14 protein-coding genes are annotated in these 16054 nt (G+C 64.4%); 13 read left to right on the top strand and 1 reads right to left on the bottom strand.

The features are described 5' to 3' along the window. Window positions 1–68 precede the first annotated feature (68 nt). Complete coding sequence (locus tag NKH59_RS25755) at window positions 69–1223, bottom strand: dihydrodipicolinate synthase family protein (RefSeq protein ID WP_352612914.1); 1155 nt, start codon at window positions 1221–1223, stop codon at window positions 69–71. 242 nt (window positions 1224–1465) lie between these two features. On the opposite strand from NKH59_RS25755, the gene NKH59_RS25750 reads away from it, so the two are divergent. The 13 genes from NKH59_RS25750 to NKH59_RS25690 all read left to right on the top strand — a co-directional run bounded on the left by NKH59_RS25750 (window position 1466) and on the right by NKH59_RS25690 (window position 16027). Then, window positions 1466–2521 carry a LacI family DNA-binding transcriptional regulator gene (locus NKH59_RS25750; RefSeq protein WP_352469516.1) on the top strand — a complete coding sequence of 352 codons (1056 nt, stop codon included), beginning with the start codon at window positions 1466–1468 and terminating at the stop codon, window positions 2519–2521. After that, window positions 2518–3534: a Gfo/Idh/MocA family protein gene (locus NKH59_RS25745; protein WP_352539366.1), complete on the top strand. Its 1017-nt coding sequence runs from the start codon at window positions 2518–2520 to the stop codon at window positions 3532–3534. Before NKH59_RS25750 ends, NKH59_RS25745 begins: the two co-directional genes overlap by 4 nt. Further along, window positions 3531–5132 (top strand): acyl CoA:acetate/3-ketoacid CoA transferase, encoded by a 1602-nt coding sequence (locus NKH59_RS25740; RefSeq protein ID WP_352539367.1) that lies wholly within the window; start codon window positions 3531–3533, stop codon window positions 5130–5132. The genes NKH59_RS25745 and NKH59_RS25740 overlap by 4 nt, the downstream gene beginning before the upstream one ends. Beyond that, window positions 5125–5901, top strand: a complete 777-nt coding sequence (locus NKH59_RS25735; RefSeq protein WP_352539368.1) for an enoyl-CoA hydratase/isomerase family protein — start codon at window positions 5125–5127, stop codon at window positions 5899–5901. Before NKH59_RS25740 ends, NKH59_RS25735 begins: the two co-directional genes overlap by 8 nt. 15 nt (window positions 5902–5916) lie before the next feature. After that, complete coding sequence (locus tag NKH59_RS25730) at window positions 5917–7428, top strand: aldehyde dehydrogenase family protein (RefSeq protein ID WP_352539369.1); 1512 nt, start codon at window positions 5917–5919, stop codon at window positions 7426–7428. Between the two features lie 59 nt (window positions 7429–7487). Then, window positions 7488–8741, top strand: coding sequence for an ABC transporter substrate-binding protein (locus tag NKH59_RS25725; RefSeq protein ID WP_031194023.1), 1254 nt, complete (start codon window positions 7488–7490; stop codon window positions 8739–8741). Window positions 8742–8885: 144 nt separating this feature from the next. Further along, on the top strand, window positions 8886–9845 hold the full coding sequence (locus tag NKH59_RS25720; RefSeq protein WP_352469510.1) for a carbohydrate ABC transporter permease: 960 nt from the start codon (window positions 8886–8888) through the stop codon (window positions 9843–9845). After that, window positions 9842–10786 carry a carbohydrate ABC transporter permease gene (locus NKH59_RS25715; protein WP_023675367.1) on the top strand — a complete coding sequence of 315 codons (945 nt, stop codon included), beginning with the start codon at window positions 9842–9844 and terminating at the stop codon, window positions 10784–10786. Before NKH59_RS25720 ends, NKH59_RS25715 begins: the two co-directional genes overlap by 4 nt. Before the next feature lie 4 nt (window positions 10787–10790). Next, on the top strand, window positions 10791–11906 hold the full coding sequence (locus NKH59_RS25710; protein WP_023675366.1) for an ABC transporter ATP-binding protein: 1116 nt from the start codon (window positions 10791–10793) through the stop codon (window positions 11904–11906). Between the two features lie 5 nt (window positions 11907–11911). Beyond that, window positions 11912–13432, top strand: a complete 1521-nt coding sequence (locus NKH59_RS25705) for a GMC oxidoreductase (protein ID WP_352979014.1) — start codon at window positions 11912–11914, stop codon at window positions 13430–13432. Further along, on the top strand, window positions 13429–14190 hold the full coding sequence (locus NKH59_RS25700) for a 3-ketoacyl-ACP reductase (RefSeq protein WP_352469507.1): 762 nt from the start codon (window positions 13429–13431) through the stop codon (window positions 14188–14190). Before NKH59_RS25705 ends, NKH59_RS25700 begins: the two co-directional genes overlap by 4 nt. A 12-nt stretch (window positions 14191–14202) precedes the next feature. Beyond that, window positions 14203–15831 carry a GMC family oxidoreductase gene (locus NKH59_RS25695; RefSeq protein WP_352979016.1) on the top strand — a complete coding sequence of 543 codons (1629 nt, stop codon included), beginning with the start codon at window positions 14203–14205 and terminating at the stop codon, window positions 15829–15831. A gap of 10 nt (window positions 15832–15841) precedes the next feature. Continuing rightward, on the top strand, window positions 15842–16027 hold the full coding sequence (locus tag NKH59_RS25690; protein WP_353023460.1) for a Dabb family protein: 186 nt from the start codon (window positions 15842–15844) through the stop codon (window positions 16025–16027). Window positions 16028–16054: the final 27 nt, after the last annotated feature.

Below are 16054 nucleotides of genomic sequence, written 5' to 3'. Positions count from 1 at the left end.
TGCCCAGACAAGGCAAATCGCAAAGCCACCCGAAGCAACCTTTGGATCGGACACTGTAGCGCTCGCGATCAGACGCCCGCTACCGCGCACAGGCTTGTCATTCTGGCAATGGCAAGCCCGGGGTCGGCCAGCAACCCTGCCTGGTCGGCAAGGCGAAAGACATCGGCATAGTGACGGACGCCGCGCGCCGATTGCATGCCGCCGACCATCGAAAAATGCTCCTGATGGCCGTTCAGCCATGCCATGAAGACGATGCCGGCCTTGTAGTATTCGGTCGGCGCCTCGAAGATCTTGCGCGACAGCGGCACTGTCGGGGCCATCAGCGCGTCGTAGCCCGCGCGGTCGCCGTCGGCCAGCTTTGCCAGCGCCGCATTGGCGACCGGCGCGATGGCATCGAAAATGCCGAGCAGCGCGTGCGAATGTCTGTCGCCGTCGCCGGCGATCAGCTCGGGGTAATTGAAATCGTCGCCGGTGAACATCAGCACGCCCTCGGGCAGCCGATCCCTGAGCGCAATCTCCTTGCCGGCATCGAGCAGCGATATCTTTATGCCTTCGACCTTGCCGGCATGGCGTTCGATGATCGCGACCACCGTCTCCAGCGCAGTTTCGAAGTCGCTGCTGCCCCAGTAGCCTTTCAGCGCCGGGTCGAACATGTCGCCCAGCCAGTGCAGGATGACCTTGCCGGAGGCCTGGGACAGGATGCGGTCGTAGACGCCGATATAGTCGTCGGGGCCTTTGGCGACCGCCGCCAGCGCCCGGCTGGCCATCATGATCGCCTTGCCGCCAAGCCCTTCGATGAAGCCGAGCTGTTCTTCATAGGCCGCGATGACATCATCTAGCCTGCTGGCGCCCCCCGGCGCCAGATGGTCGGTGCCGGCGCCCGACGCAAGATCGGCGCCTTCGACGCTGCGCGCCTCGGCGATCGAGCGGCGGATCAATTCCTTGGCATTCGCCCAGTCGAAACCCATGCCGCGCTGAGAGGTGTCCATCGCTTCGGCGACACGGAAGCCAAGCCGCCAGAGGTGACGGCGAAACGCCATCGTCTTGTCCCAGTCGACCGCGGGCCTCGACCACGGATCGGTCATGGCGAGGGGATCGGCAACGACATGGGCGGCGGCGTAGGCGATGCGCGAGAAGCGAGCGCCGGCCACCGGCTGCACCGGCTGGCCGACAAGCCGGTAGCGGACACGGCTGGCGCCTTCCCCGGGCAAGGTGATGTCCATGGCTCTCTCCCCTACCAATGCCTATTAAATGGAACGTTCCAACAAATCAAGATATTTTGCCCCCTGCCTCGTGCAGCGAAAATTGCTGCATCGCAGTAGCCGAAAGCCCTGCTTGCCGGAGGATTGCGCCGCCGAGCCGCATTTTTCCCGGCTTCGCAAAAACGCGATTGACTCAAATGCGCCGCAGGGATTAGATCGTTCCAATAAAATCGCACAAGAAACCACCGGGAGGACAGATCTGGATGGCCAGCCGGGCCAAGGCAACGATACTCGACATCGCCCGTGAGGCGGGCGTGTCCAAATCGACGGTATCGCTGGTGCTGCAAGGCAGCGGGCTGATCCGGCCCGAAACCGCGCTCAAGGTGCGCAAGGCGATCGAGGACGTCGGCTATGTCTACAACCGCGGCGCCGCCAATCTGCGCAAGGCCCATTCCAACGTCATCGGCATGGTCATCAACGATCTCACCAATCCGTTTTTCGCCGAGCTCGCGGTCGGCATGGAGCGCGTCTTCCAGTCGGCCGGCGTCGTGCCTTTCATCGCCAATACGGCCGAAAACCCGGTGCGCCAGGAAGAGGTTCTGAAATCGTTGATGGAGCAGGGTGTCGCCGGGCTCGTCGTGTCGCCGGCGCGCGGCACCACGCCTGGCGCGTTCCGTCGCCTTGAGACCGCAGGCGTTCCGGTCGTCTTCGTCATGCGCCGGCTTCCCGAAAGCCGCATCCCGGTGATCACGCCCGACAATCATCGCGGCGCTTATCTTGCCACCGCCCATCTGATCGGCAAGGGCCACAGCCGGCTGGCCTTCTTCGGCGGCTCGTCCGACCTTGTCGTCTATCACGAACGCCTGGGCGGCTTTCGCGAGGCCTGTGAAGCGCTCGGCATCGATCCGGCCGACAGGCTGGTCTTCGAGGGCGAAACCAGCCGCAAGGGCGGTATTGCCTGCCTGGAAACCGCACTTGCCATGGCCGCGCCGCCGACCGCGGCCCTTTGCTTCAACGATGCGGTCGCCTTCGGCGTCTTGCTGGCGCTGCGCAAGCGCGGCCTGGAACCCGGCGCGGACTTTGCCGTCGTCGGCTTCGACGACGTCGCCGAGGCCGAGCACTATATGCCGGCGCTGACCAGCGTCGCGGTGAACACCGCCGGCCTCGGCGAGCGCGCCGCCCATGTCGTGCTGAAGATGATCCAATCGCGCACCACGCGCGCCGAGGATCATATCGGCGCCGTCAACCTCGTGGTCAGGGAAAGCTGCGGCCCCGATCGCAAGGAGCATGGCTGCGCAGGAATGGGAGACGCGGCATGACCGTCAGTTGGGGGCTGATCGGCGCCAGCACGATCGCAAGACAGTTCATGATCGGCGCCATCCGCGCGCAGCCGGACGGCGAGATCGCCGCGGTGATGAGCTCCAGCCCGGAGCGGGCTACCGCCTATGCTCTGGAAAACCGCATTCCGGCGGCGGTCGCGACGATTGATGAATTGCTCGGCTCCGACATCGACGCCGTCTACATCTCGACCACCAACGAATTGCATCTCGAACAGGCACTCGCCGCCATCGAGGCGGGAAAGCATGTGCTTTGCGAAAAACCACTGGCGCTGACCAGCGCCGACGCGCGCAAGATGGTCGCGGCGGCCAGGGCCGCCGGCGTCGTGCTCGGCACCAATCACCACCTGCGCAATGCCGGCTCGCATCGGGCGATGCGCGAAGCGATCGCTGCCGGCCGCATCGGCAGGCCGATCGCCGCGCGCGTGTTCCACTCCGTCTATCTGCCGGAAAACCTGCAGGGCTGGCGCATCACCAGGCCGGACGCCGGCGGCGGCGTGGTGCTCGACATCACCGTCCACGATGCCGACACGCTGCGCTTCGTGCTCGGCGACGATCCCGTCGAGATCTCGGCATTCACGCAGTCGGCCGGCATGGCCGCCGGCGGGCTGGAAGACGGCGCCATGTGCCTCTGGCGCTTCGGATCGGGGATCATTGCCCAATCGCATGAGGGCTTCACCACCAAATTCGCCGGCACCGGCTTCGAGGTGCATGGCAGCGAAGGCTCGCTGATCGCCAAGGACGTGATGACGCAGAAGCCGCTCGGCTCTGTGTTGCTTCGCACGGCACAAGACGAAGAGGAATTGAGCTTCGACCGCGAAGACCTCTATGCCCGTTCGCTGCGCCAATACCACGCGGCGATCCGCGGCGAGGGCCAGCCTTCCGCCACCGGCGAGGACGGCGTCTGGTCGCTGACATCAGCCGAAGCGGCATTGCAGTCGGCCAGGTCCGGCAAGGCCGTTGCCATCGACCCGAAGCTCGGGAGCGCAGCGTGAGCAAACTCGTTTCCGCGGCTGAGGCTGCCGGCCTGATCAAAGATGGCGTGGTCGTTTCCGTGTCGTCGTCGAGCGGCCTCGGCTGCCCGGATGCGGTGCTTGCCGCGATCGGCGAGCGCTTCGACGCCGAAGGCCATCCTAGGGACATCACGACGCTGCACCCGATCGCCGCCGGTGACATGTACGGCATCAAGGGCATCGACCATCTAGCCAAGCCCGGCCTGTTGAAGCGCACGTTGTGCGGCTCCTATCCATCCGGGCCGTCATCTTCCGAACCGCCGCAGATCTGGAAGATGATCGGCGACAATATGGTCGCCGCCTACAACGTGCCGTCCGGCATCCTGTTCGACATGCACCGCGAAGCCGCCGCCAAGCGTCCCGGCGTGCTGACCAAGATCGGGCTCGATACCTTTGCCGACCCGCGCCATCAGGGTTGCGCCATGAACGCGGCCGCCAGCGAGCCGATCGTTTCGGTGCAGCAGTTCGATGGCGAGGAGTGGCTCTATTTCCGCTCGATCGTACCTCAGGTCGCGATCATTCGCGCCACCACGGCCGACGAGCGCGGCAACCTTACCTATGAGCATGAGGGTGCCTATCTCGGCGGCCTCGAACAGGCGCTGGCCGCCCGCAACAATGGCGGCATCGTCATCGCGCAGGTCAAGCGCATCGTCGAGAACGGCACGCTGAAGCCGCACGATGTGCGCGTGCCCGGCGTGCTGGTCGACCATATCGTGGTGGCGCCCGACCAGTTGCAGACGACGCTGACGCCCTATGATCCGGCCATCTCCGGCGAGATCTTCCGGCCGCTGTCGAGCTTTCGCAACGCCGAGATGAACGTCCAGAAGGTCATTGCGCGCCGCGTCGCCATGGAGCTTGCCGACGGCATGGCGGTCAATATCGGCTTCGGCATCTCGGCCAATGTGCCGCGCATCCTGCTCGAGGAAGGCCAGCACGGCAAGGTCACCTGGGTCATCGAACAGGGCGCGGTCGGCGGCGTGCCGCTGCTCGATTTCAAGTTCGGCTGCTCGTCGAACGCCGATGCCTTCATGCCTTCGCCGCACCAGTTCATCTATTTCCAGGCCGGCGGCTTCGACGCCTCGCTGCTGTCCTTCCTGCAGATCGACCGGCACGGCTCGGTCAATGTCTCGAAGCTTTCGGCGCGGCCCCATGTCACCGCCGGCGCCGGCGGCTTCGTCGACATCACCGCGCGGGCGAAGAAGATCGTCTTTTCCGGTTTCTTCAATGCCGGCGCCAAGTTGTCGCTTGCCGGTGGCGGCATCCGCATCGACCAGGAGGGCAAGGTCAAGAAGGTCGTCGGCGAGGTCGAGCATATCTCCTTCTCGGGCAAGCGTGCCGTCGCGCAGGGACAGGATATCACCTATGTCACCGAGCGCTGCGTGATGAAGCTGACGCCTGCGGGGCTGATGGTGACCGAGTTGGCGCCGGGCATCGACCTCGAGCGCGATGTGCTGGCGCAGGCCGAGATCCCGCTCGCCGTCGCCAACGACCTGAAAGTGACGCCGGATGCGCTCTACCGGGCCCGGCCGATCGGCCTATCGCTCAATGGCGGCGCGTCGCTTGGAGGCGCACATGGCTGAGCGTCTGGTAACCTTTGAAACCGACGGCGCCATAGGCATTGTCACGCTGCGCCGGCCGGAGAAATTCAACGCGCTCGATATTCCGATGCTGCGGGCGCTGGAAGCGGCATTCGACGAGGCCGAGACAGCAACCGGCGTCCGCGTCGTGCTGGTCTGCGGCGAAGGCAAGGGCTTTTGCGCTGGCGGCGACGTCGAGGCTTGGGCAGAAATGAGCGCTGCCGATTTCCAGGTGCAATGGGTGCGCTACGGCCACCGCGTCTTCGACCGGCTGGCGCGGCTGCGGCAGCCGACCATCGCCGTTCTTGCCGGCCATGCGCTGGGCGGCGGGCTGGAACTGGCGGCGGCTTGCGACTTTCGCGTGGCAGAAACGCAGGTGAAACTGGGGTTCCCCGAAACCTCGATCGGCGTCGTTCCCGGCTGGTCCGGCACCCAGCGCGCCGTGCGCCGCTTCGGTGCGCAGGCAGTGCGGCGGATGGCGCTCGGCGGCGAGGTGTTTCTGGCTACCGATGCGATGGCAGTGGGGATTGTCGACCGGGTGGTCGAGACCGGCAAGGCGTTCGCCGAAGCCAAGGCCTGGGCCGGCAAGATCGCCGAGCGCGGCCCGCTCGCGACCGAAGCCGCCAAGCTGATGATTGCCATCGCCGAGGGCGAAGAGAGTGCTGCCGCGACCGAAGCGCTGGCCAGCGGCTTCATCGCGCTGACAAGCGATCTCAGGACCGGCGTCGAGGCTTTCAAGGCCAAGCAGAAGCCGGCGTTCTCAAGATCTTAGGAACCTGGAAATCACATGAACGCACCCCTCAACATCGCCATACCCGCCGAGGCAGCCGCAGCGCCGAAAAGCTACCGGCTGCTGATCGGCGGCAGGTTCGTCGACGCCCAGGACGGCCGCACGCTGGAGCGCAGCAGCCCTGGCCACGGCTTCACCGTCTCGCGCTATGCACAAGCCGGCGCGGCGGACGTGGAGGCTGCGGTACAGGCCGCGCACAGGGCCTTCGAGACCGGCCCGTGGCCGCGCATGAAGGCCGCCGAGCGCGCCGCGATCCTGCTCAAGGCTGCTGACCTGATCGAGGCGCGGCTGGACGAGATTGCCCGGCTCGACGCACTGGAATCCGGCAAACCGATTGCGCAGGCGCGCGGCGAGATCGGCGGCGCCGTCGATATCTGGCGTTATGCCGCGGCACTTGCCCGCACGCTTCACGGCGAAAGCTACGCCAATCTCGGCGATGCCATGCTCGGCGTCGTGTTGCGCGAACCGATCGGCGTCGTCTCCATCATCACGCCGTGGAATTTCCCGTTCCTTATCGTCAGCCAGAAGCTGCCCTTCGCGCTCGCCGCCGGCTGCACGGCGGTGGTCAAGCCGAGCGAGATGACCTCGGCCTCGACCTTTGTGCTCGGCGAGATCCTGATGCAGGCCGGCCTGCCGAATGGCGTCGTCAACATCCTTGCCGGGTTGGGCGCCGATGTCGGCGCACCGATGGTCAGCCATCCGCTGGTCGAGATGGTGTCGTTCACCGGCTCCACCCGCGTCGGCAAGATGACCATGGCGTCTGCCGCCAACTCGCTGAAGAAAGTCGCGATGGAGCTCGGCGGCAAGAACGGCCAGATCGTCTTTCCCGATGCCGACCTCGAGGCCGCCGCCGACGCGGCGGTGTTCGGCGGCTTTTTCAATGCCGGCGAATGCTGCAATGCCGGCAGCCGGCTGATCGTCCATGAGGCGATCGCCGACGAGTTCCTCGGCGCCGTCAATGCCCTCACCGCCAAGGTGGTTGTCGGCGACCCGCTCGACGACCGCACCAAGGTCGGCGCGATGATCTCCGCCGACCATATGGCCAAGGTCACCGGCTACGTGACGGCAGCGGAAAACGGCGGCGGCCGGATCTGTAGCGGCGGCAATCAGCTTGCTTCGAGCGCCGGCCAGTATCTTGATCCGACCATCGTTCGCGATGTCACCGAAGACATGGCCATTGCACGCGAGGAAGTGTTCGGTCCGGTGCTCTCGGTGCTGACTTTTGAATCGATTGAAAGGGCGTTGCACATCGCCAACAACACGCCCTATGGTCTGTCGGCGGGCGTGTGGAGCGCCAGCATCGATACCTGCATGTCGGTGGCGCGGAATGTGCGTTCGGGAACCGTTTGGGTGAACACGTTCATGGAGGGTTACCCCGAGCTGCCTTTCGGCGGCTACAAGCAGTCCGGTCTCGGACGCGAACTCGGCAAGCGCGCCGTCGAGGATTATACCGAGGAAAAGACAATCCAGTTTCATCGCGGCCAGCGCACCGGATGGTGGGTCGGCTGAGTTGGGAAGAACCCGGCGGGCATCCGCCGGTCGTGTAAGTTCAACAAGGGAGGAAGTACATGTTGCGCAAACTGCTTATCGGGACGGCTCTCGCATCGGGCGTTGCGTTCGCGGCCCATGCCGAGGACGTCAAGGAAGTCCAGATGCTGCATTGGTGGACGTCGGGCGGCGAAGCTGCCGCTCTGAACGTGCTCAAGCAGGATCTGGCCAAGGAAGGCTTTGCCTGGAAGGACGTGCCGGTGGCCGGCGGCGGCGGCGACGCTGCCATGACCGCGCTGAAGGCGATGGTGGCAGCGGGCAACTACCCGACCGCCTCGCAGATGCTTGGCTATACCGTGCTCGATTACGCCGCAGCCGGCGTTATGGGCGACCTGACCGAGACGGCGATAAAGGAAGGCTGGGACAAGTCCGTTCCCGCGGCCCTGCAGAAATTCTCCGTCTATGACGGCAAGTGGGTCGCGGCTCCGGTCAATGTCCACTCGGTCAACTGGCTATGGATCAACAAGGCGGTGATGGACAAGATCGGCGGCACCGAGCCCAAGACCTTCGACGACTTCATTGCGTTGCTGGACAAAGCCAAGGCGGCGGGCGTCATCCCGCTCGCGCTGGGCGGCCAGAACTGGCAGGAAGCGACAATGTTCGACTCAGTCGTGCTGTCGACCGGCGGGCCTGAGTTCTACAAGAAGGCCTTCAACGACCTCGACGAGGAGTCGCTGAAGTCCGACACGATGAAGAAGTCGTTCGACAATCTCGCCAAGCTCGTCACCTATGTCGACCCGAACTTCTCGGGCCGGGACTGGAACCTCGCCACCGCCATGGTCATCAAGGGCGATGCGCTGGTGCAGGTGATGGGTGACTGGGCCAAGGGCGAATTCAACGCCGCCAAGAAGGTCCCGGGCACCGACTTCCTGTGCTACCGCTTCCCGGGCACCGACGGCAGCGTCGTCTACAACTCCGACATGTTCGGCATGTTCAACGTTCCGGAGGACCGCAAGGCAGCCCAGATCGCCCTGGCCACCGCCACGCTGTCGAAGAGCTTCCAGTCGGCCTTCAACGTCGTCAAGGGCTCTGTCCCGGCCCGCACCGACGTGCCGGACACCGACTTCGACGCTTGCGGCAAGAAGGGCATGGCCGACCTGAAGGCCGCCAATGAAGGCGGCACGCTGTTCGGTTCGCTGGCGCAGGGCTATGGCGCGCCTCCCGCGGTTGCCAACGCCTACAAGGATGTCGTCTCGAAATTCGTGCACGGCCAGATCAAGACCTCGGACGAGGCCGTGACCCAACTGGTCAGCGCGATCGAAGACGCCAAGTAAGGCACCCGCCCATGTGAATGATCTCCCCGGCGCAAGCCGGGGAGATCCCCTGCGGCGAGGTTTTGCGGTTGCGCCGACCGGCACGCTTTCGTGCCGCAGAGCCCGAGACAGCAGAATTCCGGACCCGCCATACGGAATGGACAGATGAGCACAGTTGCTGAAACCAGTATCACGCTGACGCCGGAGCACGATGCCCGTCCGGGCGCCACGGTGCGCTCGCGCCTTCAGAATGCGCTGCCGAAGCTCGTGCTGGCGCCGAGCTTCGCCGCCACAATCGTCTTCGTCTACGGCTTCATCCTGTGGACGATCTATCTGTCCTTCACCAATTCCAAGACCTTTCCCTCCTATGCGATCACCGGGCCACGCGCCTATCAGCGGCTATGGCGCTGGACTTTCGAAAGCGATCCGCCGTCCTCCTGGTACACGTCGATCACCAATATGGGGATTTTCGGCTTCCTCTACATTTCCATCTGCCTGGCGCTCGGCCTGTTCCTGGCGATCCTGCTCGACCAGAAGATCCGCGGCGAAGGTGTGCTGCGGCCGATCTACCTCTACCCGATGGCACTGTCGTTCATCGTCACCGGCGTTGCCTGGAAATGGTTTCTGGACCCCGGCCTCGGCCTCGAGCAGACACTGCACCAATGGGGCTGGACGAGCTTCCATTTCGACTGGATCAAGAACAAGGATTTCGTCATCTACACGGTGGTCATCGCCGGCGTCTGGCAGGCGTCGGGCTTCATCATGGCGATGTTCCTGGCCGGCCTGCGCGGCATCGACGGCGAGATCCTGAAGGCGGCGCAGATCGACGGCGCCACCACCTTCCAGCTCTACCGTCGCATCGTCATCCCGCTGCTGCGGCCGATCTTCCTGTCCGCCTTGATCGTCCTCGCGCATCTCGCCATCAAATCCTACGATCTGGTGGTCGCGCTGACCAGCGGCGGGCCGGGCGGTTCGGCCTGGCTGCCGTCCAACTTCATGTATGAGTACACCTTCAAGCGCAACGAGATGGCCGTCGGCTCGGCCAGCGCCGTGATCATGCTGATGACCATCACCGCGATCATCGTTCCCTATCTCTATTCCGAGCTTCGGGAGAAGCCGCGATGAGCGCCGTGGCCACTCCTGCTCGCCAGAGCACTGGCGGTATCAGCGCCAGGACGGTCAACCGTATTGTCATCTACGGGCTGCTGGCGCTGTTCGCGCTGTTCTATCTGATGCCGCTGTTCGTCATGCTTGTGACCTCGTTCAAGACCATGGACGAAATCCAGAACGGCAACATGCTGGCGCTGCCGCAGGAGCCGACCTTCGCACCTTGGATAAGGGCGTGGAGCGAGGTTTGCTCGGGTCTCACCTGCGTCGGCATGAAGGGTTATTTCTGGAACTCGATCAAGATGGTGGTTCCGGCCGTCATCATCTCGACCCTGCTCGGCGCGCTCAACGGCTATGTGCTGACGAAGTGGCGCTTTCGCGGGGCGACGCTGGTGTTCGGGCTGATGCTGTTTGCCTGCTTCATTCCGTTCCAGTCCGTCCTCTTGCCGATGGCAACGATCCTCGGCAGCCTCGGCCGGTTCGGCGTCAAGCTGCAGAACGCGACCGGCCTCACCTTCGGCTTCGGCAATCCGACCGTGAACCTGGTGTTCGTTCACGTCGTCTACGGCATCGGCTTCACCACCCTGTTCTTCCGCAATTATTACGAAGCGTTTCCGAACGAGCTGGTGAAGGCGGCGCAGATCGACGGCGCCAGCTTCTTCCAGATCTTCCGGCGCATAATGCTGCCCAACTCGCTGCCGATCATCGTGGTGACGGTGATCTACCAGTTCACCAACATCTGGAACGACTTCCTCTTCGCTTCCGCCTATGCCGGCTCAGGCGACGTGATGCCGATGACGGTGGCGCTGAACAATGTCGTCAACACCTCGACCGGCGTCGTCGAATACAACGTCAACATGGCGGCGGCGATGATCGCCGCGCTGCCGACGCTCCTCGTCTACGTGCTCGCCGGCCGCTATTTCGTGCGCGGCCTGATGGCCGGCGCCGTCAAAGGATAATCGCATGGCTTTTCTGGAAATTGACGGGCTGAAGAAGCGTTTCGGAGCGGTCGAGATCCTGAAAGGCATCGACCTCGACCTGGAAAAGGGCGGCTTCCTCGTGCTGGTCGGGCCTTCCGGTTGCGGCAAGTCCACGCTGCTCAACACTATTGCCGGCCTGGAAACCATCACCGAAGGGGAAATCCGCGTCGACGGACGCACGATCAACGATCTCCACCCCTCCAAGCGCGACATCGCCATGGTCTTCCAGAGCTACGCGCTCTATCCGAACATGACGGTTGCCGGCAATATCGCCTTCGGCATGGAGATGCGCGGCGTGCCGGCCGGCGAGCGCCAGAAGGCGATCGACAAGGTGGCGAAGGTCCTGCAGATCGGCCATCTGCTGAAGCGCAAGCCAAGCCAGCTCTCCGGCGGCCAGCGCCAGCGCGTCGCCATGGGCCGGGCGCTGGTGCGCGATCCAAAGCTGTTCCTGTTCGACGAGCCTTTGTCCAATCTCGACGCCAAGCTGCGTGTCGACATGCGCATCGAGATCAAGCGCCTGCACGCCACCACCGGCACCACCATCGTCTACGTCACCCACGACCAGATCGAGGCGATGACGCTGGCCACCAAGATCGCGGTGATGCGCGACGGCGAGGTGCAGCAGTTCGGCACGCCAGCCGAAATCTATAACAACCCGGTCAACCTGTTTGTTGCCGACTTCATGGGCTCGCCGGCGATGAACCTGATCCCGGCGACGATCGGCAGCAACGGCAGCGGCTTCTCCGTCGTCATGGAGCGCGAGGCGCGCCAGCCGATCTCGCTGCCGCTGGGCAATGCGCCGGCCGGCCTGTCGGCATTCCAGGGAAAACCGATCATCTTCGGCGTCCGCCCGGAAGCACTGACCGATCCCGAGGGTGCCGAACGCAACGCCTCGAACATCGCCCGCGCCGACTGTCACATCGAGGTCATCGAGCCGGCCGGCTCGGATACGTTCGCGGTCACCAATCTCGGCGGCAAGGCGGTGGTGGCGCGGCTGCGCGCCGATGCCAAAATCCAGCCCGGCACGGTCACGCCGCTCGCCTTCAACCTGACCAAGGCGGTGTTCTTCGATCCGGCGACCGAGAAACGCATCGTCTAACGGCCATGACAAATCCCGACATCGTCATCATCGGCTCCGGCATAGGCGGCGCCACGATCGCCTCCGGCCTTGCCGGCAGTGGCGCCTCGATCCTGATGCTGGAGCGCGGCGAAGCCCTGCCGGCAACGCCGCACACACGCGACACCCGCGCGATCTTCGTCGATGGTCATTATCGGCCGAAGGAGATGTGGCTCGAGGCCGGCGGAGCGCCTTTCAACCCGGGCAATTACTACTATGTCGGCGGCAATTCGAAATTCTACGGCGCTGTGCTGATCCGCTACCGCAGGGAAGACTTTTCGGAGATGGAGCACTATGGCGGCATCTCGCCGGCCTGGCCGTTTTCCTATGAGGAATTCGAGCCCTGGTATTCCAAGGCCGAGCAGCTTTTTCACGTGCGCGGTGCACTCGGCGAAGACCCGACCGAGCCGTTCCACTCTACGCCCTACCCTTTCGGGCCGGTACCAGACGAGCCGTCGATCGCGCGTGCGCGCGCCGAGTTGAAGAGCCTAGGCCTGCATCCGGCATCGCTGCCGCTCGGCGTCGACATCGAAGCCTGGCTGAAAGATGGCAGCACGCCGTGGGACGCGTTTCCCAACACCGGGACCGGCAAGATCGACGCGCAATCCGGGCCGTTGGCAGCAGCCCTTGCCGATCAGAATATCCGGCTTGAGACCGGCGCCCATGTCGAATATCTCGAGGCATCGCCGGACGCCAGGACGATCGAGACCGTCCATTACCGCCAGAACGGTGCGCTGAAGAAAGTCGCGCCGAAGCTGGTGATCCTGTCGGCCGGCGCGGTCAATTCAGCCGCCGTCCTGCTGCGTTCGCCTTCCCCTTCTTCCAAGGGCAAGGGAGGTGGCAAAGGCCTGGCCAACCGTTCCGACCAGGTCGGCCGCAACTTCATGAACCACAATTCGAGCGCCATGCTGGCGATCGATCCACGCCGCCGGAACAAATCCGTCTACCAGAAGACGCTGATGCTGAACGATTATTATCTGTCCGACGGCAAGGGCGGCAAGCCGCTCGGCAATGTCCAGCTCCTCGGCAAGATCGACGGCAACATCCTCAAGGCCAATGTCAGGCGCGCGCCCAAATTCGCGCTCGATTTCATGGCCGGCCACGCCGTCGACTGGTATCTGATGTGCGAGGACCTGCCCGATCCCGAGAGCCGCATCACGGTCGACGGCAAGGACATCGTCATGCAGTGGCGGCGCTCTAACATGCAGTCGCTCGACGGACTGACCAAGGTGATGCGCGAGAATTTCCGCGCCTGCGGCTATCCGATCGTCCTGTCGCGTCCGTTTGACAAGCGCACGCCCTCGCACCAATGCGGCACTGTGAAGATGGGCAACGATCCAGCGACCTCGCCGCTCGATCCGTTCTGCCGCTCCTTCGACCACAGCAATTTATTCGTCGTCGATGCCGGCTTCCTGCCGAATTCGGCCGCCGTGAATCCGGCGCTGTCGATCGCCGCACAGGCGCTGCGCGTCGCCGACCATATCCGCAAGACGGAGCTCGCAACATGAGCCGCCCGGCAGCGATCGTCACCGGCGGCGCGCGCGGCATCGGCCTTGCCTGTGCCGAGGCGCTGGCCAGCGCCGGCTTCGATATTCTGGTCGCCGACCTTGCTGACGAAGCCGCAGACGGGCTCGCCGCCGACATCACCGGGCGCGGCGCGAAATTCGCCTATGTCAGCTGCGACATCGCCGACCTCGACGGCCACGCAGCGCTGATTGATGCCGCGACAAGCGCCTTCGGCCGCATCGACTGCCTGGTCAACAATGCCGGCATCGGCACTGTCCTGCGCGGCGATCTGCTCGAGCTCAAGCCGGAAAATTTCGACCGGGTGCTCGGCATCAATCTGCGCGGCACCGTATTCCTCAGCCAGGCCGTCGCCAAAGCGATGCTCGGCCTGCCAAGCGATGGTGCGAGATCGATCATCACCATCACTTCGGTCAGCGCCGCCATGGCCTCGCCGGAACGTTCCGATTACTGCATCTCCAAGGCTGGGCTTTCGATGTGGGTGAAGAACCTGGCACTGCGGCTCGCCGCCGAAAATATCGCCGTGTTCGAGGTGCGCCCGGGCATCATCCGCACCGACATGACCGCCGGTGTGACCGCCAAATATGACGGGCTGATCGACGGCGGGCTGGTGCCGGCGATGCGCTGGGGCGAGAGCGAAGATATCGGTGCCGCCGTGGCGGCGCTCGCCGGCGGCAAGTTCGGCTTTTCGACCGGCTCGGTCATCAATATCGACGGCGCGCTGTCGGTGCCGAGGCTATGAACAGGTGATGCCATGACCGACTACATAATCGTCGGCGCCGGCCCGGCCGGGTGCGTACTCGCCAACCGGCTGAGCGAAGATCCGTCGCATCAGGTGCTGCTGCTCGAAGCCGGCGGCAAGGACTGGCATCCGTTGATCCACATGCCGGCCGGTTTCGCCAAGATGACCAAGGGCATCGCCGCCTGGGGCTGGTCGACGGTGCCGCAAAAGCACATGCAGGACCGTGTCTTCCGATACACGCAGGCCAAGGTGATCGGTGGCGGCTCTTCGATCAACGCCCAGATCTACACGCGCGGCAACGCCCGCGACTACGACGCCTGGGAGAAGGAAGAAGGCCTTGCCGGCTGGGGCTATCGCGACGTGCTGCCCTATTTCAAGCGCGCGGAGAACAACCAGCGTTATGCCAACGATTTCCACGGCGACCAAGGCCCGCTCGGCGTATCGAACCCGATCGCGCCGCTGCCGATCTGCGAGGCCTATTTCCGTGCCGGACAGGAGATGGGCATCCCCTTCAATCCCGACTTCAACGGGGTAGCCCAGGAGGGCGTCGGTTATTATCAGCTGACGCAGAAGGACGCGAAGCGCTCCTCCGCCTCTGTCGCCTATCTCCGGCCGATCCGCGAGCGAAAGAATCTCACCGTCAGGACCGGCGTTCTGGTGACGCGCATCGTCGTCGACAAGGGCCGCGCCGTCGGCGTCGAGATCGTCGACAGGCCGGGCGGCCAGCCAACGATCCTGCGCGCCGAGCGCGAGGTGATCGTCTCGTCCGGCGCCATCGGCTCGCCGAAGCTTTTGCTGCAGTCGGGCATCGGCCCGGCCGACCATCTGAAGGCGGTCGGCGTGACACCGGTGCACGATCTGCCCGGCGTCGGCTCCAACCTGCAGGATCATCTCGACCTGTTCGTCATCGCCGAATGCACCGGCGATCACACCTACGACAACTACGCCAAGCTGCACTGGACGGCGTGGGCCGGGCTGCAGTATCTGCTCCTGAAGAAAGGCCCGGTAGCCTCCAGCCTGTTCGAGACCGGCGGCTTCTGGTACGCCGATCCGACCGCCGCCTCTCCCGATATCCAGCTGCATCTCGGCCTCGGCTCCGGCATCGAGGCCGGCGTCGAGAAGCTGAACAATCCGGGCGTGACACTGAACTCGGCGTTCCTGCGCCCGCGCTCGCGCGGCACCGTGCGGCTGAACAGTGCCGATCCGGCCGACCGCCCGCTGATCGATCCGAATTATTGGTCCGATTCCTATGACCGCGACATGTCGATCAAAGGGTTGAGGCTGGCGCGCGAGATCATGCGGCAGAAGGCGCTGGCCCCCTTTGTGCTGCGCGAGGTACTGCCGGGACCCGACCTGCAGAGCGGCGACGAGCTGTTCGACTACGCTTGCCGCAGTTCCAAGACCGACCACCACCCGGTCGGCACCTGCCGCATGGGCCACGATGCGATGAGCGTGGTAACGCCAGATCTCAGGCTGCGCGGTATCGAGGGCCTGCGCGTCTGCGACGCCTCGGTGATGCCGCGCATCCCCTCCTCCAACACCAATGCCCCGACGATCATGGTTGGCGAAAAAGGCGCCGATCTGATCCTTGGCCGCGAGCCGCTGCCGCCGGCGGTGTTTTCCACCAACCGAGCGGCATGAGGGACAAAGAATGATCAGGCACTGTGTCTTCGTCAGATTTCGCAACGATGCCGCCGACGCCGAGCGCGCGGCAATCCATGCCGATCTCGAAGCGTTGCGGGCCGTGATCGACGGCATGGGCAAGGTCGAATTCAGCGCTAGAGCGGTTCCTGATTTGACGGAATCGAAGGGGATTCCGGATCAGTCGGTTTTGTGATTCAAGATGCTGGCTGGAGTGGAGGCC

The organism is Mesorhizobium sp. M0998 (assembly GCF_040318885.1).
Classification (GTDB): Bacteria; Pseudomonadota; Alphaproteobacteria; order Rhizobiales; family Rhizobiaceae; genus Mesorhizobium.
Note: the sequence above shows the minus strand (reverse complement) of the source record. Positions and strands in the feature narration are given on the sequence as shown.